The sequence below is a fragment of the Pseudomonas sp. ArH3a genome (assembly GCF_022648765.1).
Lineage (GTDB): Bacteria > Pseudomonadota > Gammaproteobacteria > Pseudomonadales > Pseudomonadaceae > Aquipseudomonas.
The window spans coordinates 4,738,514-4,755,673 of the sequence record NZ_CP080330.1 but is presented as its reverse complement, the minus strand read 5'-3'; the positions used below and the strand labels follow the sequence as shown (position 1 = coordinate 4,755,673).

General features: G+C 58.6%; 15 protein-coding genes and 1 pseudogene. 7 read left to right on the top strand and 9 right to left on the bottom strand.

Annotated elements, in window-relative coordinates:
• The first annotated feature begins 227 nt into the window (after positions 1–227).
• From K0P33_RS21740 to K0P33_RS21730, 3 genes are all read left to right on the top strand, one after another.
• A complete protein-coding gene (locus tag K0P33_RS21740; RefSeq protein WP_094952123.1) occupies positions 228–1,967 on the top strand; it encodes an OPT family oligopeptide transporter in 1,740 nt (579 codons plus the stop codon).
• 68 nt (positions 1,968–2,035) lie between these two features.
• Positions 2,036–2,662 carry a glutathione S-transferase family protein gene (locus K0P33_RS21735; protein WP_094952124.1) on the top strand — a complete coding sequence of 209 codons (627 nt, stop codon included), beginning with the start codon at positions 2,036–2,038 and terminating at the stop codon, positions 2,660–2,662.
• Positions 2,663–2,960: 298 nt separating this feature from the next.
• Positions 2,961–3,821, top strand: coding sequence for a hypothetical protein (locus K0P33_RS21730; protein ID WP_242151328.1), 861 nt, complete (start codon positions 2,961–2,963; stop codon positions 3,819–3,821).
• Here K0P33_RS21730 and solA read toward each other — a convergent pair.
• The 8 genes from solA to K0P33_RS21690 all read right to left on the bottom strand — a co-directional run bounded on the left by solA (position 3,715) and on the right by K0P33_RS21690 (position 9,202).
• Entirely contained in the window at positions 3,715–4,878 is a 1,164-nt protein-coding gene (gene solA / locus K0P33_RS21725) for an N-methyl-L-tryptophan oxidase (protein WP_242151325.1), read from the bottom strand. The genes K0P33_RS21730 and solA overlap by 107 nt on opposite strands.
• A 457-nt stretch (positions 4,879–5,335) precedes the next feature.
• Entirely contained in the window at positions 5,336–6,586 is a 1,251-nt protein-coding gene (locus tag K0P33_RS21720) for a hypothetical protein (RefSeq protein ID WP_242151322.1), read from the bottom strand.
• A 134-nt stretch (positions 6,587–6,720) separates the two neighbouring features.
• Positions 6,721–7,071, bottom strand: a complete 351-nt coding sequence (locus K0P33_RS21715; protein ID WP_094952126.1) for a hypothetical protein — start codon at positions 7,069–7,071, stop codon at positions 6,721–6,723.
• 49 nt (positions 7,072–7,120) lie between these two features.
• Positions 7,121–7,816: a DUF1963 domain-containing protein gene (locus K0P33_RS21710; RefSeq protein WP_242151319.1), complete on the bottom strand. Its 696-nt coding sequence runs from the start codon at positions 7,814–7,816 to the stop codon at positions 7,121–7,123.
• Between the two features lie 17 nt (positions 7,817–7,833).
• Complete coding sequence (locus K0P33_RS21705) at positions 7,834–8,244, bottom strand: hypothetical protein (RefSeq protein ID WP_242151317.1); 411 nt, start codon at positions 8,242–8,244, stop codon at positions 7,834–7,836.
• A gap of 67 nt (positions 8,245–8,311) precedes the next feature.
• Positions 8,312–8,539: a LysE family transporter gene (locus K0P33_RS21700; RefSeq protein ID WP_242151314.1), complete on the bottom strand. Its 228-nt coding sequence runs from the start codon at positions 8,537–8,539 to the stop codon at positions 8,312–8,314.
• Positions 8,457–8,678, bottom strand: a complete 222-nt coding sequence (locus K0P33_RS21695; RefSeq protein WP_242151310.1) for a hypothetical protein — start codon at positions 8,676–8,678, stop codon at positions 8,457–8,459. The genes K0P33_RS21700 and K0P33_RS21695 overlap by 83 nt, the downstream gene beginning before the upstream one ends.
• 68 nt (positions 8,679–8,746) lie before the next feature.
• Complete coding sequence (locus K0P33_RS21690; protein ID WP_242151307.1) at positions 8,747–9,202, bottom strand: VOC family protein; 456 nt, start codon at positions 9,200–9,202, stop codon at positions 8,747–8,749.
• Positions 9,203–9,213: 11 nt separating this feature from the next.
• On the opposite strand from K0P33_RS21690, the pseudogene K0P33_RS21685 reads away from it, so the two are divergent.
• From K0P33_RS21685 to K0P33_RS21670, 4 genes and pseudogenes are all read left to right on the top strand, one after another.
• Positions 9,214–9,454, top strand: a pseudogene (locus K0P33_RS21685) (hypothetical protein); the annotation flags it as partial.
• A 109-nt stretch (positions 9,455–9,563) separates the two neighbouring features.
• Positions 9,564–15,779 (top strand): membrane-targeted effector domain-containing toxin, encoded by a 6,216-nt coding sequence (locus K0P33_RS21680; protein WP_242151305.1) that lies wholly within the window; start codon positions 9,564–9,566, stop codon positions 15,777–15,779.
• A gap of 195 nt (positions 15,780–15,974) precedes the next feature.
• Complete coding sequence (locus K0P33_RS21675; RefSeq protein ID WP_034136025.1) at positions 15,975–16,208, top strand: hypothetical protein; 234 nt, start codon at positions 15,975–15,977, stop codon at positions 16,206–16,208.
• Positions 16,209–16,294: 86 nt separating this feature from the next.
• Entirely contained in the window at positions 16,295–16,594 is a 300-nt protein-coding gene (locus tag K0P33_RS21670) for a hypothetical protein (RefSeq protein ID WP_242151302.1), read from the top strand.
• Between the two features lie 79 nt (positions 16,595–16,673).
• Here the strand turns inward: K0P33_RS21670 and K0P33_RS21665 are convergent, their stop codons facing one another.
• Entirely contained in the window at positions 16,674–16,913 is a 240-nt protein-coding gene (locus K0P33_RS21665) for a DUF6124 family protein (protein ID WP_242151299.1), read from the bottom strand.
• Positions 16,914–17,160: the final 247 nt, after the last annotated feature.

Sequence of the window (17,160 nt, the reverse complement as noted above, 5' to 3'; positions counted from 1 at the left end):
AGCGGGCATTCAAATGTGGGAGCGGGCTTGCCCGCGAAGACGTCGGCACAGCAAACATTGATGTTGACTGACCCACCGCTTTCGCGGGCAAGCCCGCTCCCACAGAGGTTGCACTACCTTTCGAAGCCAGCGGACGTTGAGTGAAAACACCGCGCGGTTGATGAACCTTCAGCCCCAACAGCGCTCACTTATCAAGTCGCCCTGTTTCGTTGCCGAAAGGAATCCGCATGCCTTCAACCCCGCCAACACCCGACCTGACCGCCCCAGTGGAACGCGAACTCAGCCTGCGCGCGGTGATTACCGGGGTCGTGCTGGGTATCCTGCTGACACCTTCCAATGTGTACGCGGGGCTCAAGATCGGCTGGTCGTTCAACATGTCGATCATTGCCTTGCTGGTCGGCTACGCCATCTGGCAAGGCCTGGCCAAGCGCAGCCCCGGGCAACTGCCGTGGACACTGCACGAAAGCAACATCAACCAAACCGTCGCCTCGGCCGCTGCCTCGATTATCTCCGGTGGGCTGGTGGCGCCGATCCCGGCCTACACCTTGTTGACCGGCAACACGCTGGACGCGCTGCCGATGATCGCCTGGGTGTTCTCGGTGAGTTTCCTCGGGATCTGGATCGCCTGGTACCTGCGGCCCTCACTGCTCAACGACAAGACGCTGAAATTTCCTGAAGGCATGGCCACCCTCGAAACCCTACTTCACATCTACAACCACGGCCGCGAAGCCGCCACGCGCTTGAAGGTGCTGCTCGGCGCTGCGTTGCTGTCCGGGTTGGTCAAGTGGGTGGATACGTTCCTGTGGGCCTTCCCGCGCTGGTCACCCACCGCGCAGTTGGAGCGCCTGACCTTTACCGCCGACCCTTCGCTGCTGTTGCTGGGGTTCGGCGGCATCATCGGCATTCGCGTAGGCCTGACCCTGCTGCTCGGCGCCTTGCTCGCGTGGGGCGGGCTGGGGCCGTGGCTGTTGGCGCAAGGCCTGGTGACCTTGCCGGCAGGCAGCAGCGGCCCGCAATTCGCCGCGCTGGTGGCGTGGTTGTTGTGGCCAGGCGTGAGCCTGATGGTGTGCTCGACGCTGGCCTCGCTGGCGATTCGTTTGTGGGCCTTGCACACGACCACCAAGGCCAGTGGCGGCCTGCCTTGGGCCGTCCCGAACGCTTGGCCTGCCGCCGGGTTTGCACTGGCGATTGTCTTGGTAGTGAGCCTGCAGTCGGTGTTGTTTGGCATCAACCTGTGGATGGCCTTGTTGACCATTCCCCTGGCGATTTGCCTGGCCGCCGTGGCCGCCCGCGTGGTGGGCGCCACTGGCATTCCGCCTATCGGCGCCATCGGGCAATTGTCCCAGTTGAGCTTCGGCATCGTCGCGCCGGGGCAGGTGCCGATCAACCTGATGAGCGCCAACACCGCCGGTGGCTCGGCCGGGCAATGCACGGATTTGATGAATGATTTCAAGGTCGGCAAGGCGATTGGCGCCACGCCGCGCAAGCAAGTGATCGCGCAGATCCTGGGGATTTTTGTTGGCAGCATCGTCGGCGTGTTTGCCTACCTGGCGTTGATACCCGATCCGCAGAGCATGCTGCTCACCGAAGAGTGGCCGGCGCCTGCGGTCGCCACCTGGAAAGCCGTGGCGCAAACCCTGACCCATGGGCTGGATTCATTGTCGATGAGCATTCGCTGGGCAATTGCTCTGGCAGGCGCGGTCGGCGTGCTGCTGGGGATTCTCGACAGCACCTTGCCCGCCCAACGCGCCCGGTACTTGCCCAGCGCCGCCGCCTTGGGCCTGGCCTTCGTGCTGCCGGCCTCGGTGTCGCTGATGATGGCCCTCGGCGCAGTGCTGACGTGGCTGGTGAGCTGCCGTTGGCAGAGTGTCACCGAGCGCTTTGCGATTACCGCCGCCGCCGGGTTGATTGCCGGGGAGAGCATCACCGGCGTCGGCGCGTCGCTGTGGGCGATGGTTGCGAATTAATCCATGGCACTCCAGCGCGACAGCGTAGTCTCTTACCTTAATACCCACTCGTGTACAGCGGAGCCCTTATGATCACCGTCCACCACCTCAACAACTCGCGTTCGCAACGCATCCTATGGCTGCTCGAAGAACTCGGCCTGCCTTACGAGATCAAGCGCTACCAGCGCGACCCGAAAACCAACCTTGCTCCGCCTGAACTCAAGGCCATCAACCCACTGGGCAAATCCCCGGTGATCGAAGACGGCGCGCTGGTGCTGATCGAATCCGCCGCAATCATCGACTACCTGATCCGCCGTCACGGCCAAGGCCGCCTGCAACCCGATCCGGCCACGGCCACCTACGACAAATACGTGCAATGGCTGCACTTCGCCGAAGGCTCGGCCATGCTGCCGCTGATGCTCAACCTCTACGTCGGGCGCCTCGGTGAAGCGGGCGCGCCGTTGCATCCGCGTATCGAATCGGAAGTGGCTAACTACCTGGGCTACCTGAACGATGTGCTGGCGGATACGCCGTACCTGATGGGTGACGAACTCAGCGGTGCGGATATCCAGCTGAGCTTCATCGGCGAAATCGCCAAGGCCCAAGGCAAGTTGCAGGCCTACCCGAACCTTGCCGCATGGGTGCAACGCTTCCAGGCGCGGCCGGCTTATCGCAAGGCGGTGGAGCAGGGCGGCGAGTACGCGTTCGCCAAGTAACGAATTAGCCTGTAGGGGTAGGCCGTGAGTGTTGACGACGTGGTCTACTCCTCATTTCACTTGCGGGCTTGTGGAAATGTTGTCATTCCTGAACAATCACCAGCAGTGATGGCACTTTGCCGTGCTCGCCCCGTTTTTTTAAACATCAAGGACGATGCGTGTCGCAAGATCGTAATCTCTTTCCTTGTGGGCATTCGCTATTTCGATGCGACAGTTGATGGGATCCTTTGGCTAAATAGGCCCACGTCGCATTTAAACTAAAATACGCAATGCAATCATGCTGGAAAAGATAAGTATCATGAGTTATAAAAAATTTGCAGGTTTGGTATTCACGACGCCTACGCTTTGGTTGAATATTAGTACGCTGGTGATAGGTTTGTTTTACTGGAAAGGCCTTTCCACTTCTAACAGTAATAGCTTGTATTTAGGCACGGTGATATTTTTTGCTGTCTTGAATATTGCTATCAGCTTTTGGCTCTATTTTTCGGAAGATAGAGAGGTGCAAAAGTTTCTAAAAGATCAAAAAATAAGGCCGTTCTTTACCACCCCGAAAGAAATCCTCAAGCTTATTGAGAATCCTAAAAAGGCATACTCGTACTCTACTCGAACTCGCAAGAAGTATCAGGTAGGCCTGACTTGCTCGGCTTTCTGGGCGGTTTTGTGGTTTGGGCTTTCCTTGGCGGGGCCGGCAGAAGATACCATCAGCGGGTTTGCCCCTGTTGCCATGCCTTGGATAGGCGCTGTAGTAAGTCTTATTCTTTGCATCGCACTCACGGTGTCTATCTATCAAATGAAAAGACTGGCGGATAATAAGTGGTTTAGCCTCAAAAAATTTCCTCCGCTTCAGTCGGATGCGCCTGATGGAACATTAAAAGAGGCCGTGCTGATGTGGTCCCCGGTTAAGTTAGCCCAGTGGCGCGATACCCACTATCAGGTGATTAACCTTAACCAATTGCAGGGGACGCATATGCCGACGCAACCGCCTATCCGAGATGAAATCTTGTGGACGTTCTTGCCAGATGACGCCGCGCTGCGCAAGCAGGTCATACCTGCTATTGCCCCTCAAACCGTTTCAACGAAAACGACGACAAATCCAAATCACTCGTCCCCCGTATGCACCACTGCGCAAACGCCTCACCCAGCGCCGCCGAATGCTTGAAACCATGCCCCGAACACGGCGACACCACCAGCGTGTGCTGCAGCGAAGGGTGTTCATCGATGATGAAATGGTGGTCCGGCGTCACCGTGTAGGCGCACACCGCTGACTTCACCACATTGGCCGTCACTCCCGTGATACGGCCCTGCACCTGTCGTTCAAACATCTCCTGCGCTTGCGCCGCCGAGACCGTGCGGTCCAGCGTCTCGGGCGTAGAGGTGGTGTCATATTGCGCCGTGGCCAGCTTCAGGCTGCCTTCGCCGGGCAACGCCGGGAACCCATAGTGGGTCTGATCCTGGCCATGCGTGAGGATATAGGTGGGGGATTTCCCCACCAGATCGGCACCCGGTTCAAGCTCGAACCAAAACAACTGCTGGCGATAAACACTGAGCAATTGATCAAGCGGCGCGCCGAGCAAACCGCCCGCCCAGTTGCCTGCACTCACCACCAGCTTGTCAGTCTGCAATGTGCGCCGGTCGGTGGTCACCGTCACGCCGCCCGCGTCCGAACTGATGTGGGTCACGGTTTCGCCCTTGTACAGCGTAGCGCCGTGTTGCTCGGCCAACTTGAGCTGCACGTCAATGCAACGCTCCGGGCGCACAAAGCCGCCGCCGGGCTCGTAGTAGCCAATGGCACTGTCCGCCACGTGGGCAAATTGGGGAAAGCGCTGGCGAATCTGCGTGGCATCCAGCAATTCATGTTCGATGCCATAGGCCTGCGCCAGACCAATCGTGCGCAAGGTAAAGTCGGTTTCATCGCAGGGGTCAAAGCCATCGTGTGAGGTCAACACCAGCAACCCCGACTGCTCGAACAACGCCTCCCCGGACAACGCTTCCAGCTCACGCCAGATACGGTGCGAGTTACGCACGATGGGCACGTACTGAGCCCCTTCACCCACCGACAGCCGCGTGATGCGCGTATCGCCGTGGCTTGAGCCGAAGGTGTGAGGCGGGTGATGGCGGTCGATGCCAGCGACTTTTACCCCGACTTTCGCCAGTTGATACACCGTGGCGGCCCCCATGGCGCCTAGGCCGATGACCAGCGATTCATAGCGTTCCATGGTGGGTACTCGCGTGTGAGGGGTAGGGGGGAGTTGAGGTGACGGCGTGGAAAAAACAATCGACACCGCCAAGAGGAGTGTGTGGGAGTTTGACAGTTGTGTGCGTTATAGATAAGGGGGGCTCAAGTTTGCCCGTACCATTCGCAATGGATTTCGGCTCCTCGGGTTGGTTGAGTCTTTTCGTGCTCCCCCAATACGCCGAGGAAATTCATTCCAGCATCGTAGTTTTCTGGAATTTTTTCGGAAAGGTAGCGCCCCTGTTGATGATGTTGAGAGCATTTTGTGGGCGAGTGATAGGGACAAGGGATATCACGTTGTGCACTCATTTTTTCGGCTAAAGGTGCTCGCGTGTTACGCGGTCGCTGGTTTTGGGGCTGCTGCGCAACCCAACGCGGGGCAAGCCCGCTCGCCACAGGAAGCGCGCTAGCCACAAGGGCACGCAGTGCTGGCTAACCGACTAGCGCACCACTTCTAATGCCGTTATCTCATTCACATAATGCGATTCGCTCGAGGTCAACTCCAGCGTCAGCGCCACGCCCAGGTCTTCGATAAATACGCGGGAGGTTTTATAGTCGCCCTGGTCGCACGCCAGCTTGATGGCGTCGCCGGTCAAGGCGGCAAACACCTGCCGTGCCGGGATGCGCTCACCGACCTTGCAGGTCAACGAAGTTTCGTAGGGTTTGTCGGTCGGTTGGGCAGGCACATTCAGCATCTTCATGCGTGCGCTCAGCGTTTGGCCAGGGGCCCAGCTGTTCGGCAGCTTCAGCTCGACTTCGCGGGTTTGCAGCACGCGACCATCGCCTACGCCATTCATCTTCGACTTCAACTGGATCAGGTCGGCTTGCGTCAGGCGATCAACGTTGAAGGTATTGCCGTAGGCCTCGTTCTTCACCAGCAAACCACCCTCGGCCTTGAAGGTGACTGAGGTTGGAACGTCCTTGCTGCCATCGCCTTTTTTGGACAGGTAGCTGTAGTTCAGCGTCTTGAACTTCGGTTGCAGCAGGGGCGAGTCGAGGCGCTGGAGCACGTTGGCAGGCACGTCGACATCGCTGAAGTTGGTTTCGATCTGGGTGCGCGGGTAGTCGACCGGCGCGATGTCGGGACGCAACAGCGCCAGCAGCCCGGCATTCACGCCGCCTTGTACCGAGCAGCTGACACGCGATTGTGTGCCTTGCTTGCCTTGCGGCTCCACGATCAGCACCCGTTCCACCTGCCGCGTGCCCGGCGCCTTGCCCGGCTGGGGTTTGATTGACTGCCAGCCGTTGCCGACCTTGAGCTCGCTGCGCGTGTATTCCTTGTCGCCTTTTTGCAGCGACCCGGGTTGTTCCAACAGCGGCGCGAGGCGCTGGGCAACCTCATCGACACCGCCGTCCACAATGAAGCCCCAGTAATAGTAGCGCCCCAACGGGCCGAGGTCGGCGACCTCATCGGCATACGACAACAGCTTCAAACCCGCAATGGGCGGCGCGCTGACTGGCACTTGGTCGGCCTTGCGGTCGGCGCGGTTTTTGACCGCGATCCAGGTGAAGTTCTTTTCCTGCTTGAGCGGAGCGTAGGCCTGCCAGGCGTCACGGTGCGTGTTGAGGCTGGAGAAGAAGCTCGCGTCGCAGCGTGTGAAAGCCTTGAGTGTGTCGGTCAAGGCGGCGTCGTCGGCATGGGCGAGGGACGGCAACACGGCAGCAGCCAGGAGGAGGGCGGGCAACTTCATTACGGGGGATGTCCTTATCGGAGAAAGGCGAGGCGGCATTATCCAGTAGATGGGGGGCGGCTTCTAGGAAAACACGGCAAGCCCGCTCGCCACGAAAGCAAGCCAGCTCCCACAGTTGAACAGCGTCGCGTCCCTCAACCGAGGCGTCGGCGCCAATCGCCGCCATGCTGGGCGCTGCATGCTTGCTCGGAGTCGAAGCGCACGCAGCGATCAATGTTCACCGCCGTCACCTCGGCCTCGTGCAGCGCCGCCGCAGTCAGCTCACGCATGCGTTGGTCGGCGCCAGTTGCCAGGGCGTGGTCCTGATTGGCGCGGGTATCGAACACCCAGGTCACCCGCAGGCTTTGGGGGAAGGCGGCGTAGTCGACGGTGTGGGTCAGCCAGTCGAAGCCTGGAATTTCGGCTTTGGCGGTTTCACAGGCTTCGGTGAGTGTGGCGACCAGGCGGCGTTCGAGGCGGGCGATGTCGCGTTTTGGGGAAGGCATTAAGGGGTTCCAATAAGTTAGCGCTTAATCATCTGTTTTTTGGGTGTTTTTAATAAAAGTCATAGTAAAGCGCCCATTCGCCAGTGACGACGTTCTTCCAGAACATCAAGCTCCCGCTGTCCACGACGTTGAGGTTTATTTTCGCGTCAGACGATAGCTGGAACACAAACTCAAAGCCCGCGCCCGGGTCGACGCCCGACTGGCAAAACGAAGGGTAGCCGCCGATTTTATGTTCGTAGGTATGGGTGACCAAGTCGTAATAGCTTTGAATCTCGCCGGCTCGTTCCAGCTTGAGTATTTCATCCTCCAGATCAGCAGGTACGCCGCCGCCATCCCACAAAGGAAAATCCTTCGGCACAGCTTCCGCCTTCAATGGGAAGGGTTTCAGGAAGGAGTGCGCAACCGGTAGCGGCTTGCGCACCAGCACATCGTCAGCGCTATATTCGCGGATCAGCCAGTTGTTTCCCATGGGCTCAAAGTGCTCGGGAAATGGGTCCGACATAAACAGCGTCAGTACGCGAACCCCTTCAAGCGCCGCGCAGTGGAAGGGCAGGCCGGGCAAGTAAAACTGCGCATAGGGGAGTAGCTGCTCCCCGGCGTCGTTGGTCGGCACCCCTTCGTCAGGCGCGAACAGAAACACCTTCCCAAGCCAGCTTTCTTCATCGTCACCGCAGGGGCGAAAACCTCCGGCAATCAGTTTGAGGGCAGGTCGGGCCAGGCGCTGCTGGATGTCTTTGATCTCCATGGTGATGTGAAACTCCTTTAGCACTGGATATCACACCGCGCCTCAACGGCGTGCAGCCGTAAGGTCAGGCCCGATGCGAAGCACACGACAATATGATGGTCTGCCGGAAAGGTATCCGAGAGGTAGAACGCTTGCGTCTCGGCATCGGGCGCCACAATGCCGATCGCATGCAGCACTGTGTCATCCTCGAGCGGGCTGTCGTGGCGCCCGGTCGCCGAGAAGTAACTCACTTCATGGAACATGACGGTGATTTCCCGAGGTTCTTCGGGCGGCACCCAGTCCTCGGTTCGCCGCGTAAACCGCAGTGACAGCGTGCGCTTTTCCAAGGCGTAATGGATGGCGCGGGCAACATAAAAATTGTGCAGGTCGCATGCCCGACCCTCGACCTCAACTTCTATATGCCCGAGTGCGAAACCATGAAACTTCATCGTGCCGTCCTATCGCTGTTGAAACGCCACTTTCAGCCCCAGCCCCATAAACAGCGTGCCGATGATTTTACCTTCCCAGCGACGCAGCCTGGAAGAACGCCTGGCGTGGCGTGACCGCAGGCAGTTCAAGCCGCGCGTGTGTGCCGGTTTTGGCCATAAACGCCCGCACGCCTAAATAAATCAGGTACGACGCGCCCACCCACTTCACTGCGTTAAACGCCGCCGCCGAGGTCATCAAGATCGCCGACAAACCCAGTGCCGCGCACAGCGTATGAATCAGGTCGCCTGTTGCCACCCCCCAACCCGGTGGCGATGCCGACCTTACGCTCGCCTTGCAGCGTGCGAGTGAGTACCAGCAATACCGAGGGGCCGGGGATCAGGAACAGACCGATCACCACGGCGACGTAGGTGAGGAGGGAGGCGAGTTCAAACATGGCGGGCTATCTCGGAACAGGCCGCGGCTTACAGTAATCCCCATGTCGGCGCTCAATGCAACGCCGTTTCAGGCGAATGCGTCTTCGATAAACGCCTCCAACGCCTTCTCCTCCAGAATCTCGATAGAGAAATGCCCGAAGCGCTTGGGCAACCAGATGATGCGTTTCCCATCCGGCGACCGCAGGTCCTCAAGGGTCAACGGCTTGCCGTTTTCATCCTCCGGTTGCACCCCGGTGGCGATCAATTCGGCGTAGGCCGTTTCGATGTCCGGTGTGGTGTAGCAATGCCGGTAGATCATCCCTTCGCCGTGTGCGTCCAACAGCTCGCGCAAGTTGCCCGTCAATGGCTGAACCAGCATGAAACGCTCCTGGCCCATCAGTGCAATCGCAAAACGTACCTGCAGGCCGCCGCGATCCCAGACCTGGGTTTTGGAAATTTTGGCGTTGAGAATCTTTGCGTAGTAGGCGCACACCTCTTCGAGGTTCTCGACCAAGACGTCGACGTGGCTGAACTTTAAATCCATTGCAGGGCTCCTGGTGAGTGGCGGGTATTGCTGATGCTGCGGTGCGGGGGGTGTGGCAAGCCTGACAGCGTGTTTTATCAGGATGGGCCGTACTTCCCTGAAGCTGGCTCGGCTTCACCTTATACAACCATTGCGACGGATCGCAACGGCGATGTGGTGGCGCAGGAGTGGTTTGAGAATGCGGGTATTGCGTTGCACAAGATGCCGCAGGGTGAGCTTTTTGTATCGCTGATACGCAGTGCTGAGCGGTAGGGCACGCCTGTCGGGTTGGTTTTAACCGGCAGATTGAATATCTACCGCCGTGACCTCCAAAGCCCGCCTCAAGCTGATGGCTCATTCCATCACCCTGAGGACAGTGCCCATGAGCACGCCTAACACGCTTGCAGCGGTACCAACGCATCAAGAAATACGCACTCACCTGCTTGAAATCGACCCTGGGTTGCGTACCCAAACCAAGCTTCCCGTGGAGTTGCCAGCCGAACTGTTGGCGTTGGAAAAGCTCAACACCACCTTGATCACCGCCAACGACGTCCTGTTGAACCGGTCACGCAGTTTGTTCCAGGCATTGACGCAGGCAGATCTCACCCAGGCAGCCGGCCAGACGCTGCTCGCCACGCTCAAAACCGATTTGAACACACACCTGCAAGGCCTTGACGAAGCCAGCACCGTGGACGGTCTGGGCCGCAAGAGCTACATGACCTCCACGGCCGGCCTCAGCGCGCTGGAACAGCAGGCCACGCTGGATGTGCGTGACCATCTGCTGTCTCCCACCGAACAACGCATGATTGAAGACTGCTCCCGGGGCCCGACCTTTCGCCCCGGCATGTACTCGCTCAATTTCAGCTACCAGGACGCGATCGTGACATTTGCGGGGGCCTTTGTGCTCACGCGCAAATCCAGCCCTGTGGTGGATAACCTGACGTCGGGTGAGGACCTTGGCCAGGTCCTGTTATTTACCCCAAACCGAGGCCTGGAGGCTTTCGACTCTCTGGCAGAGCTCGACCAGTGTCTCAAGGCGAGCCTGGGGCTGCCGGCGGGCCACGCAGAGTTTTGCCGCTATTTGCCGGTGCGTTACCAAGCGCTGGACGTAGCGGGTATTTGGCCCCTGCAATTGCTGCCCATTGAAGGCGAGCCACTGTTCGAACATACCTACAACGCGATGCTCGATAAGCGCCGCCAGGACGTCGACCTGGCCTTGAGCCTGGTCGACAACCCGTTGCACGACGCAGCGCTGCTCAAATTGGCACTGGACAACGCGGTAAAGGCTGCGCTCCCGGATTTGTCGTTACGCCTGGCATTCAGGCAGCAACAACTGTTGGAACGAAGCTTGTACAACAGCCTGCCTGATTGGTATCGCAGCGCTGACGCGATCAGCCAGCAAACCCTGAGTGGTTTCATACAAGGTTACAACCAGGCCCGAAATACCTTTATCGACCTGCTGGGGCCTGCCGCTTCGCCCCAGGCCTTGGCGCTTTATCAGTTGACCGAGTACCTGGACGAGGAGCTGGAGATTCATGACCTGGATCTGCAAAACCTGCAAGTCACGACCCGCCGTAACGTTGCCTACGTCGGCATCTACGAGCAGCAGCGCAACCTGGCGCAGCTGAGCTATTCGGGGCTGCATACCGGTGATGAGCGGCCTGCCTCGGACTTTCTGGCCAGCACTGCCCTGACCTACGCGGGCGCACCACTGCAGGGCCGCCATGCCGAGCTGAATGCGCAAAGCCTGCTGGATATACTTCGCGAACCGGACCTGCAACCGCGCCTGGACTTTGCGGCGCTGCAAAAAGCCATGCAGCGCAAACCTGAATTCAAACAGGCTGCCCTACACCTGTTCGATCAACGCCTGGTGTTGCTCGCTTATGTCGCCAAGTTACGAGGCGACTTGAACCCGGCGAACTACCTGTTGTTCGAGGACCTGCGAGCCGGCACAAACCCGCGTTTGCGTGCGCAGACCGTGCTGCTGCATGGCGCGCAACTCAAAGACCTGTGGTTATTGCGTGAGGAGGATGCCGATGGCCAACCCCAGCGCTTGCTGTTGTGCACCCCCGGCTCGCCACGTGAGCAACAGTTCCTTGCCTTCACGAGCGAGCGCGAATGCCAGACCCATATCATCGACTGGGCCGATGACAAAACCCGGTACAACGGCCAGACCATGAGCGACTACTTGCTTGCGCAATGCCCGCTGCGTTTTCGCCCGAAGATGGGCACGTTCCTCGCCGGGCTGGGCTTCAAGCCCGACGCGAAGGAACACGAGGAAGTGACATTCGGCCCTCTGTGCACCCATACAGTCTGCCTGGAGGCCATGGTTGTTCATTCGCAAAGCGCAGCGCTGGATGACTACGAATACAGCACCCCGCTGTGGTACCGCTCTGCCTCGGCGCCAGACCGTACCCGGTTGACCAGCCTTGGCGAGGATGCTGCGGGTGCCTTGCTCGCCTATAACAGCCGGCCGGATTCAGAAGCGAACTTCATTACCTTCAACGCCTATCTGCACGAGCAAGCCAAACTCAGCCTGAACACGCTATTGGGGCGTAGCGAGAATGATATTGACCCGGACACCGTGTACGTTTCGGCGCCTTGGCCGTTGGTGGGCGGCCTGCCGGCGCCTATGTCCTATACCCAGTTATACAGAGACGGCTACAAGGACAACGTCGGCTTCATTGACCCTAAATTCTCGACCTCGGCCACCTTCAGCGGGCCGAAAGGGCTCGACATTAGCCTCCTGACTCCGCAAAAGGTTTCCCGCGCGGTGACCGGTGTGTGGATCGGTCAGCGTTATACCGAAGAAGTTCGCGACAAGTTGCAAAGCGCAACCAGCCCCGGTTACACCGAGCGGCGCAACGCTACCCTGGCGATTAACCAACTGCAGATGAAATACGCGGCGTTGGACTGCTGCCTGCGCGGCCATATCGCCCGGGTCGACCTGACTTGGCTGGAACACGCCATCGACAGCCTTGGCGATACCACGGTTGCGACCCGCAATACCTATAAGGTCCATCGGCTGGTGATTGACGGCGAATGGGTCATCGGCAATTACCTGTTCAGCCATGCGGACAACCCGGTTCTGCTGTACACCCCCAACGCCCCCGATGGCATCGACGTGCGTGAGGCTAAGCTGTTCAACTACTGGCTGAAAAAAGTCGACGGTGTATCGGACTATCTCCATGGTCGAGTGACGGTCAAAGCCAGGACCCGGATCGGCAGTTTTCTGAAGGCTGCCCGCGATGGGTTGCCCGAGACGATAGATCGCACGACCTCAAGCCCCGCACGTCATGACCCGATAGCCCTTGTCACGCCCCTGGCAGACCTGCGACACGAGCTGTACAACATGGTCTTGCAGCGCAAAATAGATGATGTGGTTGCCACCACGGTCAACCGCACGGACATGATCATGGGGGTTCTCTGGACGTGTGTAGAGCTGGTCACGGCCATCGCCACCCTCCCATTTCCTGCCTTGAGCCTGGGCCTGGGTGGCCTGCTGGCGTTCAAGGACGCCATGCTTGCTATCAACGCCTACCACCTGGGCGACAAGGATGGCGCGCTGCAACACTTCATCGGCTACCTGGCAAACCTGGGCGGCGCGGTGGTGTTCGACGTCCGCCCGGCCTTCAAAGGCCCGTTTAACGCATTGTCGATCAGGCCGGCGCTTAAAGCGGCAAAACTGGCCACGCTGCTTAAGGCGTCCGACCCTCGCATTCCTGGGGATATGAACCCCGTGCTCTTTGACGCCAAGGCGTTCTGGGTAAAGAGCACACCGGATTCCATCGGTCGTCATCTGCTGTATCGCTACGATTCGCTTACCGGGCAAATGCATTCAACCTCGCGTCTGGTCAACCAAAATGCCGAGGGGCGTTGGGTACGTTTTGGGGAGGTGGGAGGAGGGCGCAGGAAGTATCAGGCCCTTCAGGAGGGCGCTGAGCAGCCCCTGGCCAAATACGAGATTTCATCGGTGCAAGGCAAAAATTTTAGAGTGGCACTCGACCCGGATTTCCGCAAAAGCCTCGTCGACTATCCTGACGAAGTGCTTGCGACAGGCGCACGAGTGGAGGCCTATGAGGCGTTTCAGGCGCTACGCGACAGCTATCCCAACCAAGTGAAACAGCTGGTTCAGGACGCAGACGCATTCTACGCCTCGCCGCCAGCACGCCCGACCCGCACCGGTTTGCCGGTACTGGCGCCAGATTCCAGCCCCTCCAGCGTGCTTGCCGCCCTGTTCTCCCTCAAGAACGGGCTGATTATTGGCGCAGCCAACGCCAGCGTCGCCAGCAAGCAATTACTGATCGAAGACATTCAGGCATTGGCTGCGCAAGGGCTCAAACGCTTGTACATCGAGAACCTGCCGGCTGATGTTTTTCGCAGCAAACTTAGAATTATCAACGGGGAAGTCAAAGGCAAACTTGCGCACGCGTTGAGTACCGTCGAGGACCACCTGGCACGGGTCGACAAGGCGCTAGGCTGGGAGGCAGATGCCCCCTTTACCTTCCGCAAACTGATGCTGGAAGCGCACAAGCACAAAGTCGCCATCGAGGGTGTGGACGCGTCGAGTTCCTATCATATGGAGCATGTGTTGGCGCTCTCTGATGCACAACGATTTATCCCGCGCAGTGGCAAACTCAGAAATTTTTATTCGCACAAAGCCCTTGCGACCCAAAAAGCCGATGAAGGTTGGATCGCCCTGGTCGATCACAACCGCGTAGGGAGTGTCGACGAACTGCCGGGGCTGGGCGACTTGCAAAATGTCGTCGTCCTGCGTGTTGATGACGTTGCCCCGGGCCAGGCCGTGGGCGTCCTGCCCGATAGTTCTGCCGCCCAGCTGGCCCGGGGTGACTACAAGCTGACAATGGCAGCAGCGTCACAAACGGTGCCGACGGCCGGCCCCTCAACGGCAGTGCCGGTGCCGCTTGCCCCGTCCCACTACACGGCGTTTGATCTGCCCGCGATCCATAAACCCAACTTGGACGAAATGGTCTACTCGCAAAACGCCCTGGATACCCGATATGGCTTCACTGCCGAAAGCCCAGATGTATTGGCGTTCAGCGCTTTCAGGAGCACTCGCAATCGCTTGGATAAAACCGCCAGAGACGCATTTGCCGCTTACACCCCACCGGTACGCGCCGATTTCACCGACCTCGCCACGGCGACCACTGAAGAGGCGTTTATCGAGAAACTGTATAAACAAAAGTTGGGCCTTGTCATCGGCGAAGGCCACGCTCATCAATCGAGCAAACAGGCCCTGATCAAACACATGCAGCGGTTCAAAGCGCAGGGCGTCAAAACCCTGTACATGGAGCACCTGCTGACCGATCTGCATCAGGCCGAGTTGGACACCTTTTATAAAACGGCGAAAATGCCGAAAAACCTGCAGCGTTATCTGAGCGCACAAGATGCTGGCCATATGGGCCGTTATCGGGGTGACAACACGTATACCCATGTGGTCAAGGCCGCGAACAAGGCCGGAGTGCGCGTCCGAGCACTCGATTGCACAGCCAGTTATCACACCCGAGGTATGGAGGCGGTTCACGGCCGCTATAACGTTTTCAGCTATTTCGCCAATGAGGTGATCAAGGCTGACCAGGCTGCAGTGGGCCCCCATAAGTGGGTAGCGCTCATGGGCAGCGGCCACCTCGATAGCGTCCATGGTGTACCGGGTATCGCGCAATTGCAGGATGCGGTCAGCTTGACGGTACGCGATGTCGCCCCCAGCAACGCACGCCCGTTGCACCGGGGCGGATGGGAAATCCTCGAAGGCGGGATAGGCAGCTCCGGCAGCGTAGCCGTGCGCAGTGACTTCAAGATAGACGTCGCGATTGCCGGCAGCTCTCCACCGCTGCCCCCGGCCCAAACGGATCGCACGTGGCTGAGAAATATTGACGACTTCCTGATCGAGCGGCCGTCATTGGGCGAGGCCAATGTGCTCCACCGTGCCGACAACGGAGAGATTGTTTCCACCCCCATTCAAATTGACGATAAAGGCCAGTTTTTTGTTGAGCGTTGGCCGCAGTTGAAGGATCAACGTTTCTTCATGTTTGAACACGTGAACGAGGCCCTCAAGGCACACACGCGTTTGACCGCCGCCTCTACTAAGACCCAGCCAGGCGCACGGCTGAAAAATATCGGCGACTTCCTGATTGAACGGCCTGCAGTGAACCAGGCCACGCTGATGCGTCTTTCCGAAAACCGAGAAATCATTTCTCATCCGATAAAAATGGACAATGTGGGGCAGTTCTATATTGAGAACTTTCCACGGTTGAACGAGCAACGTTACTTGTTGATGGAGGACGTGGTTCAAGCACTCAAAACCGAACTGAACATGACAGCCGTCCCCTCGACGACGTCGTTGCGCTCACGGTTGAGGGAGAGCGGCGACTTTCTGATTGAGCGGCCTTCTGTGGCGCACACTAATCTGCTCCACCGAGCCAGGACGGGGGAAATTGTCTCCACGCCTATTCAAGTTGACGTCGATGGGCGTTTGTTTATTGATCGTTGGGATGATTTGAAAACCAGACGTTTCGATACCCTTGGGCAATTGATCTTCGCCCTCAAGGCAGGAAAGGGCATGTTACCCGCCTTCTAATCGCTTGACCCACTTTGGCCCTGGCCCTGCATCTTGTGCGGGCAGGGCTTTTTAACCGTCGATGTGGCGCTGTCTGTTTGATAAGCAACTGAGGCGTTGAGCTGAAAACAGCCCGTCGATGTGCATACCGGTCTACCATGGGGGCCCGGTAGTGGTTCCACGCACTACCGACCTCTCTTCTCAAAGGTATCGCTGATGTCCATCGACCAAATTTCCCTCCCCAAAGGCGTAGGCCCTCACGCGGCCAAGCTCCTCGACGCCATCACCGGCGCCTCCACCCATGAAGAACTCAACCGCGCTGGCGGCAAAGCCGAAGGTTTTGTGCTGGGGCTGGAATCCACCAAGGCCATCAAAAGCCAGATCGCTGAGTCGCTGTATGTGGCTTACGACGACGCGGCGAGTAATCGGGCGGGTGAGCTGAAGGGTTGAGCATTAGCTAGATAGAGCGTTTTGCGGCGCAATTTGCGCGCAGGTCGTTAGACTGGGCACCTTTGATTTCTCAGGATGAGGCTGTCATGTTTAAAGTTGCTCTGGCGTCACTGCTGCTGACCTGCACCTTCTGCGCTTCGGCGGCTTCGGGTGTCGATGTGTCGAAAATTTACGGCAACATCCAGTTCGTCGATCACTATCCCGACTACAAGGTTAAGGTTGTTAACCACTACCCTGACCTCAAGGTACAGCGGGTAGATCATTACCCTGACTCAGCCGGCAAATGGAAAATGGTCGATCACTACCCGGACTACAAGATCCAGATCGTCGATCACTACCCCGACTTCACCATTCAGTACGTGGATCACTACCCTGGCGCTAATTGAAGGCAGCGCCATCAGCGCGCTGGCGCTCACACAACCCTCCAAAAAGCAAAATTGGGCGGGTGCGTTGAAGGGCTGATAATCAGCCAGGGCAGGGCGCTTCGCGGTTCAGAAGTCTGGCCGTGAGCAGTACGCCCAGTTTGCTCAGTGGGTGGATAGCCAGTGCGATGGCGCGGTGTTTGCCGCACAGGTCTTCGGACAGGTCGAGCAGTAGTGTGCTGACGCAGGTGAAGGTTTCGTAGCTGTTGGTGATCAGGGTTTCGGTGCTGGCGTCGGGGACGACGGTGAAGGGGGTGGTTGAATCCTGTGTGACGTTAACCATTGTTAAGTTCCTTGCTTGGGCTACAACCTCATCGCTACTAAACCCGATCAGCCTTGAGACGGCCACTCCAGCGCATTCCCCTGTGGGAGCGGGCTTGCCCGCGAAAGCGGTGGGTCAGTCAACATCAATGTTTGCTGGGCCGACGTCATCGCGGGCAAGTCGAGTCGTCGCACCGCGGCTCCCACATTTAATCTTCGCTGCTCTGAGCATTGCGTTCGCTTAACTGAACGGCATTAGGGCAAGCCCG

Bases quoted from the DNA above. Each gene is read 5' to 3' on its own strand.
- K0P33_RS21740 (WP_094952123.1), top strand. From the start codon at position 228: ATGCCTTCAACCCCGCCAACACCCGACCTGACCGCCCCAGTGGAACGC.
- K0P33_RS21735 (WP_094952124.1), top strand. From the start codon at position 2,036: ATGATCACCGTCCACCACCTCAACAACTCGCGTTCGCAACGCATCCTA.
- K0P33_RS21730 (WP_242151328.1), top strand. From the start codon at position 2,961: ATGAGTTATAAAAAATTTGCAGGTTTGGTATTCACGACGCCTACGCTT.
- solA (WP_242151325.1), bottom strand. From the start codon at position 4,878: ATGGAACGCTATGAATCGCTGGTCATCGGCCTAGGCGCCATGGGGGCC.
- K0P33_RS21720 (WP_242151322.1), bottom strand. From the start codon at position 6,586: ATGAAGTTGCCCGCCCTCCTCCTGGCTGCTGCCGTGTTGCCGTCCCTC.
- K0P33_RS21715 (WP_094952126.1), bottom strand. From the start codon at position 7,071: ATGCCTTCCCCAAAACGCGACATCGCCCGCCTCGAACGCCGCCTGGTC.
- K0P33_RS21710 (WP_242151319.1), bottom strand. From the start codon at position 7,816: ATGGAGATCAAAGACATCCAGCAGCGCCTGGCCCGACCTGCCCTCAAA.
- K0P33_RS21705 (WP_242151317.1), bottom strand. From the start codon at position 8,244: ATGAAGTTTCATGGTTTCGCACTCGGGCATATAGAAGTTGAGGTCGAG.
- K0P33_RS21695 (WP_242151310.1), bottom strand. From the start codon at position 8,678: ATGTTTGAACTCGCCTCCCTCCTCACCTACGTCGCCGTGGTGATCGGT.
- K0P33_RS21690 (WP_242151307.1), bottom strand. From the start codon at position 9,202: ATGGATTTAAAGTTCAGCCACGTCGACGTCTTGGTCGAGAACCTCGAA.
- K0P33_RS21680 (WP_242151305.1), top strand. From the start codon at position 9,564: ATGAGCACGCCTAACACGCTTGCAGCGGTACCAACGCATCAAGAAATA.
- K0P33_RS21675 (WP_034136025.1), top strand. From the start codon at position 15,975: ATGTCCATCGACCAAATTTCCCTCCCCAAAGGCGTAGGCCCTCACGCG.
- K0P33_RS21670 (WP_242151302.1), top strand. From the start codon at position 16,295: ATGTTTAAAGTTGCTCTGGCGTCACTGCTGCTGACCTGCACCTTCTGC.
- K0P33_RS21665 (WP_242151299.1), bottom strand. From the start codon at position 16,913: ATGGTTAACGTCACACAGGATTCAACCACCCCCTTCACCGTCGTCCCC.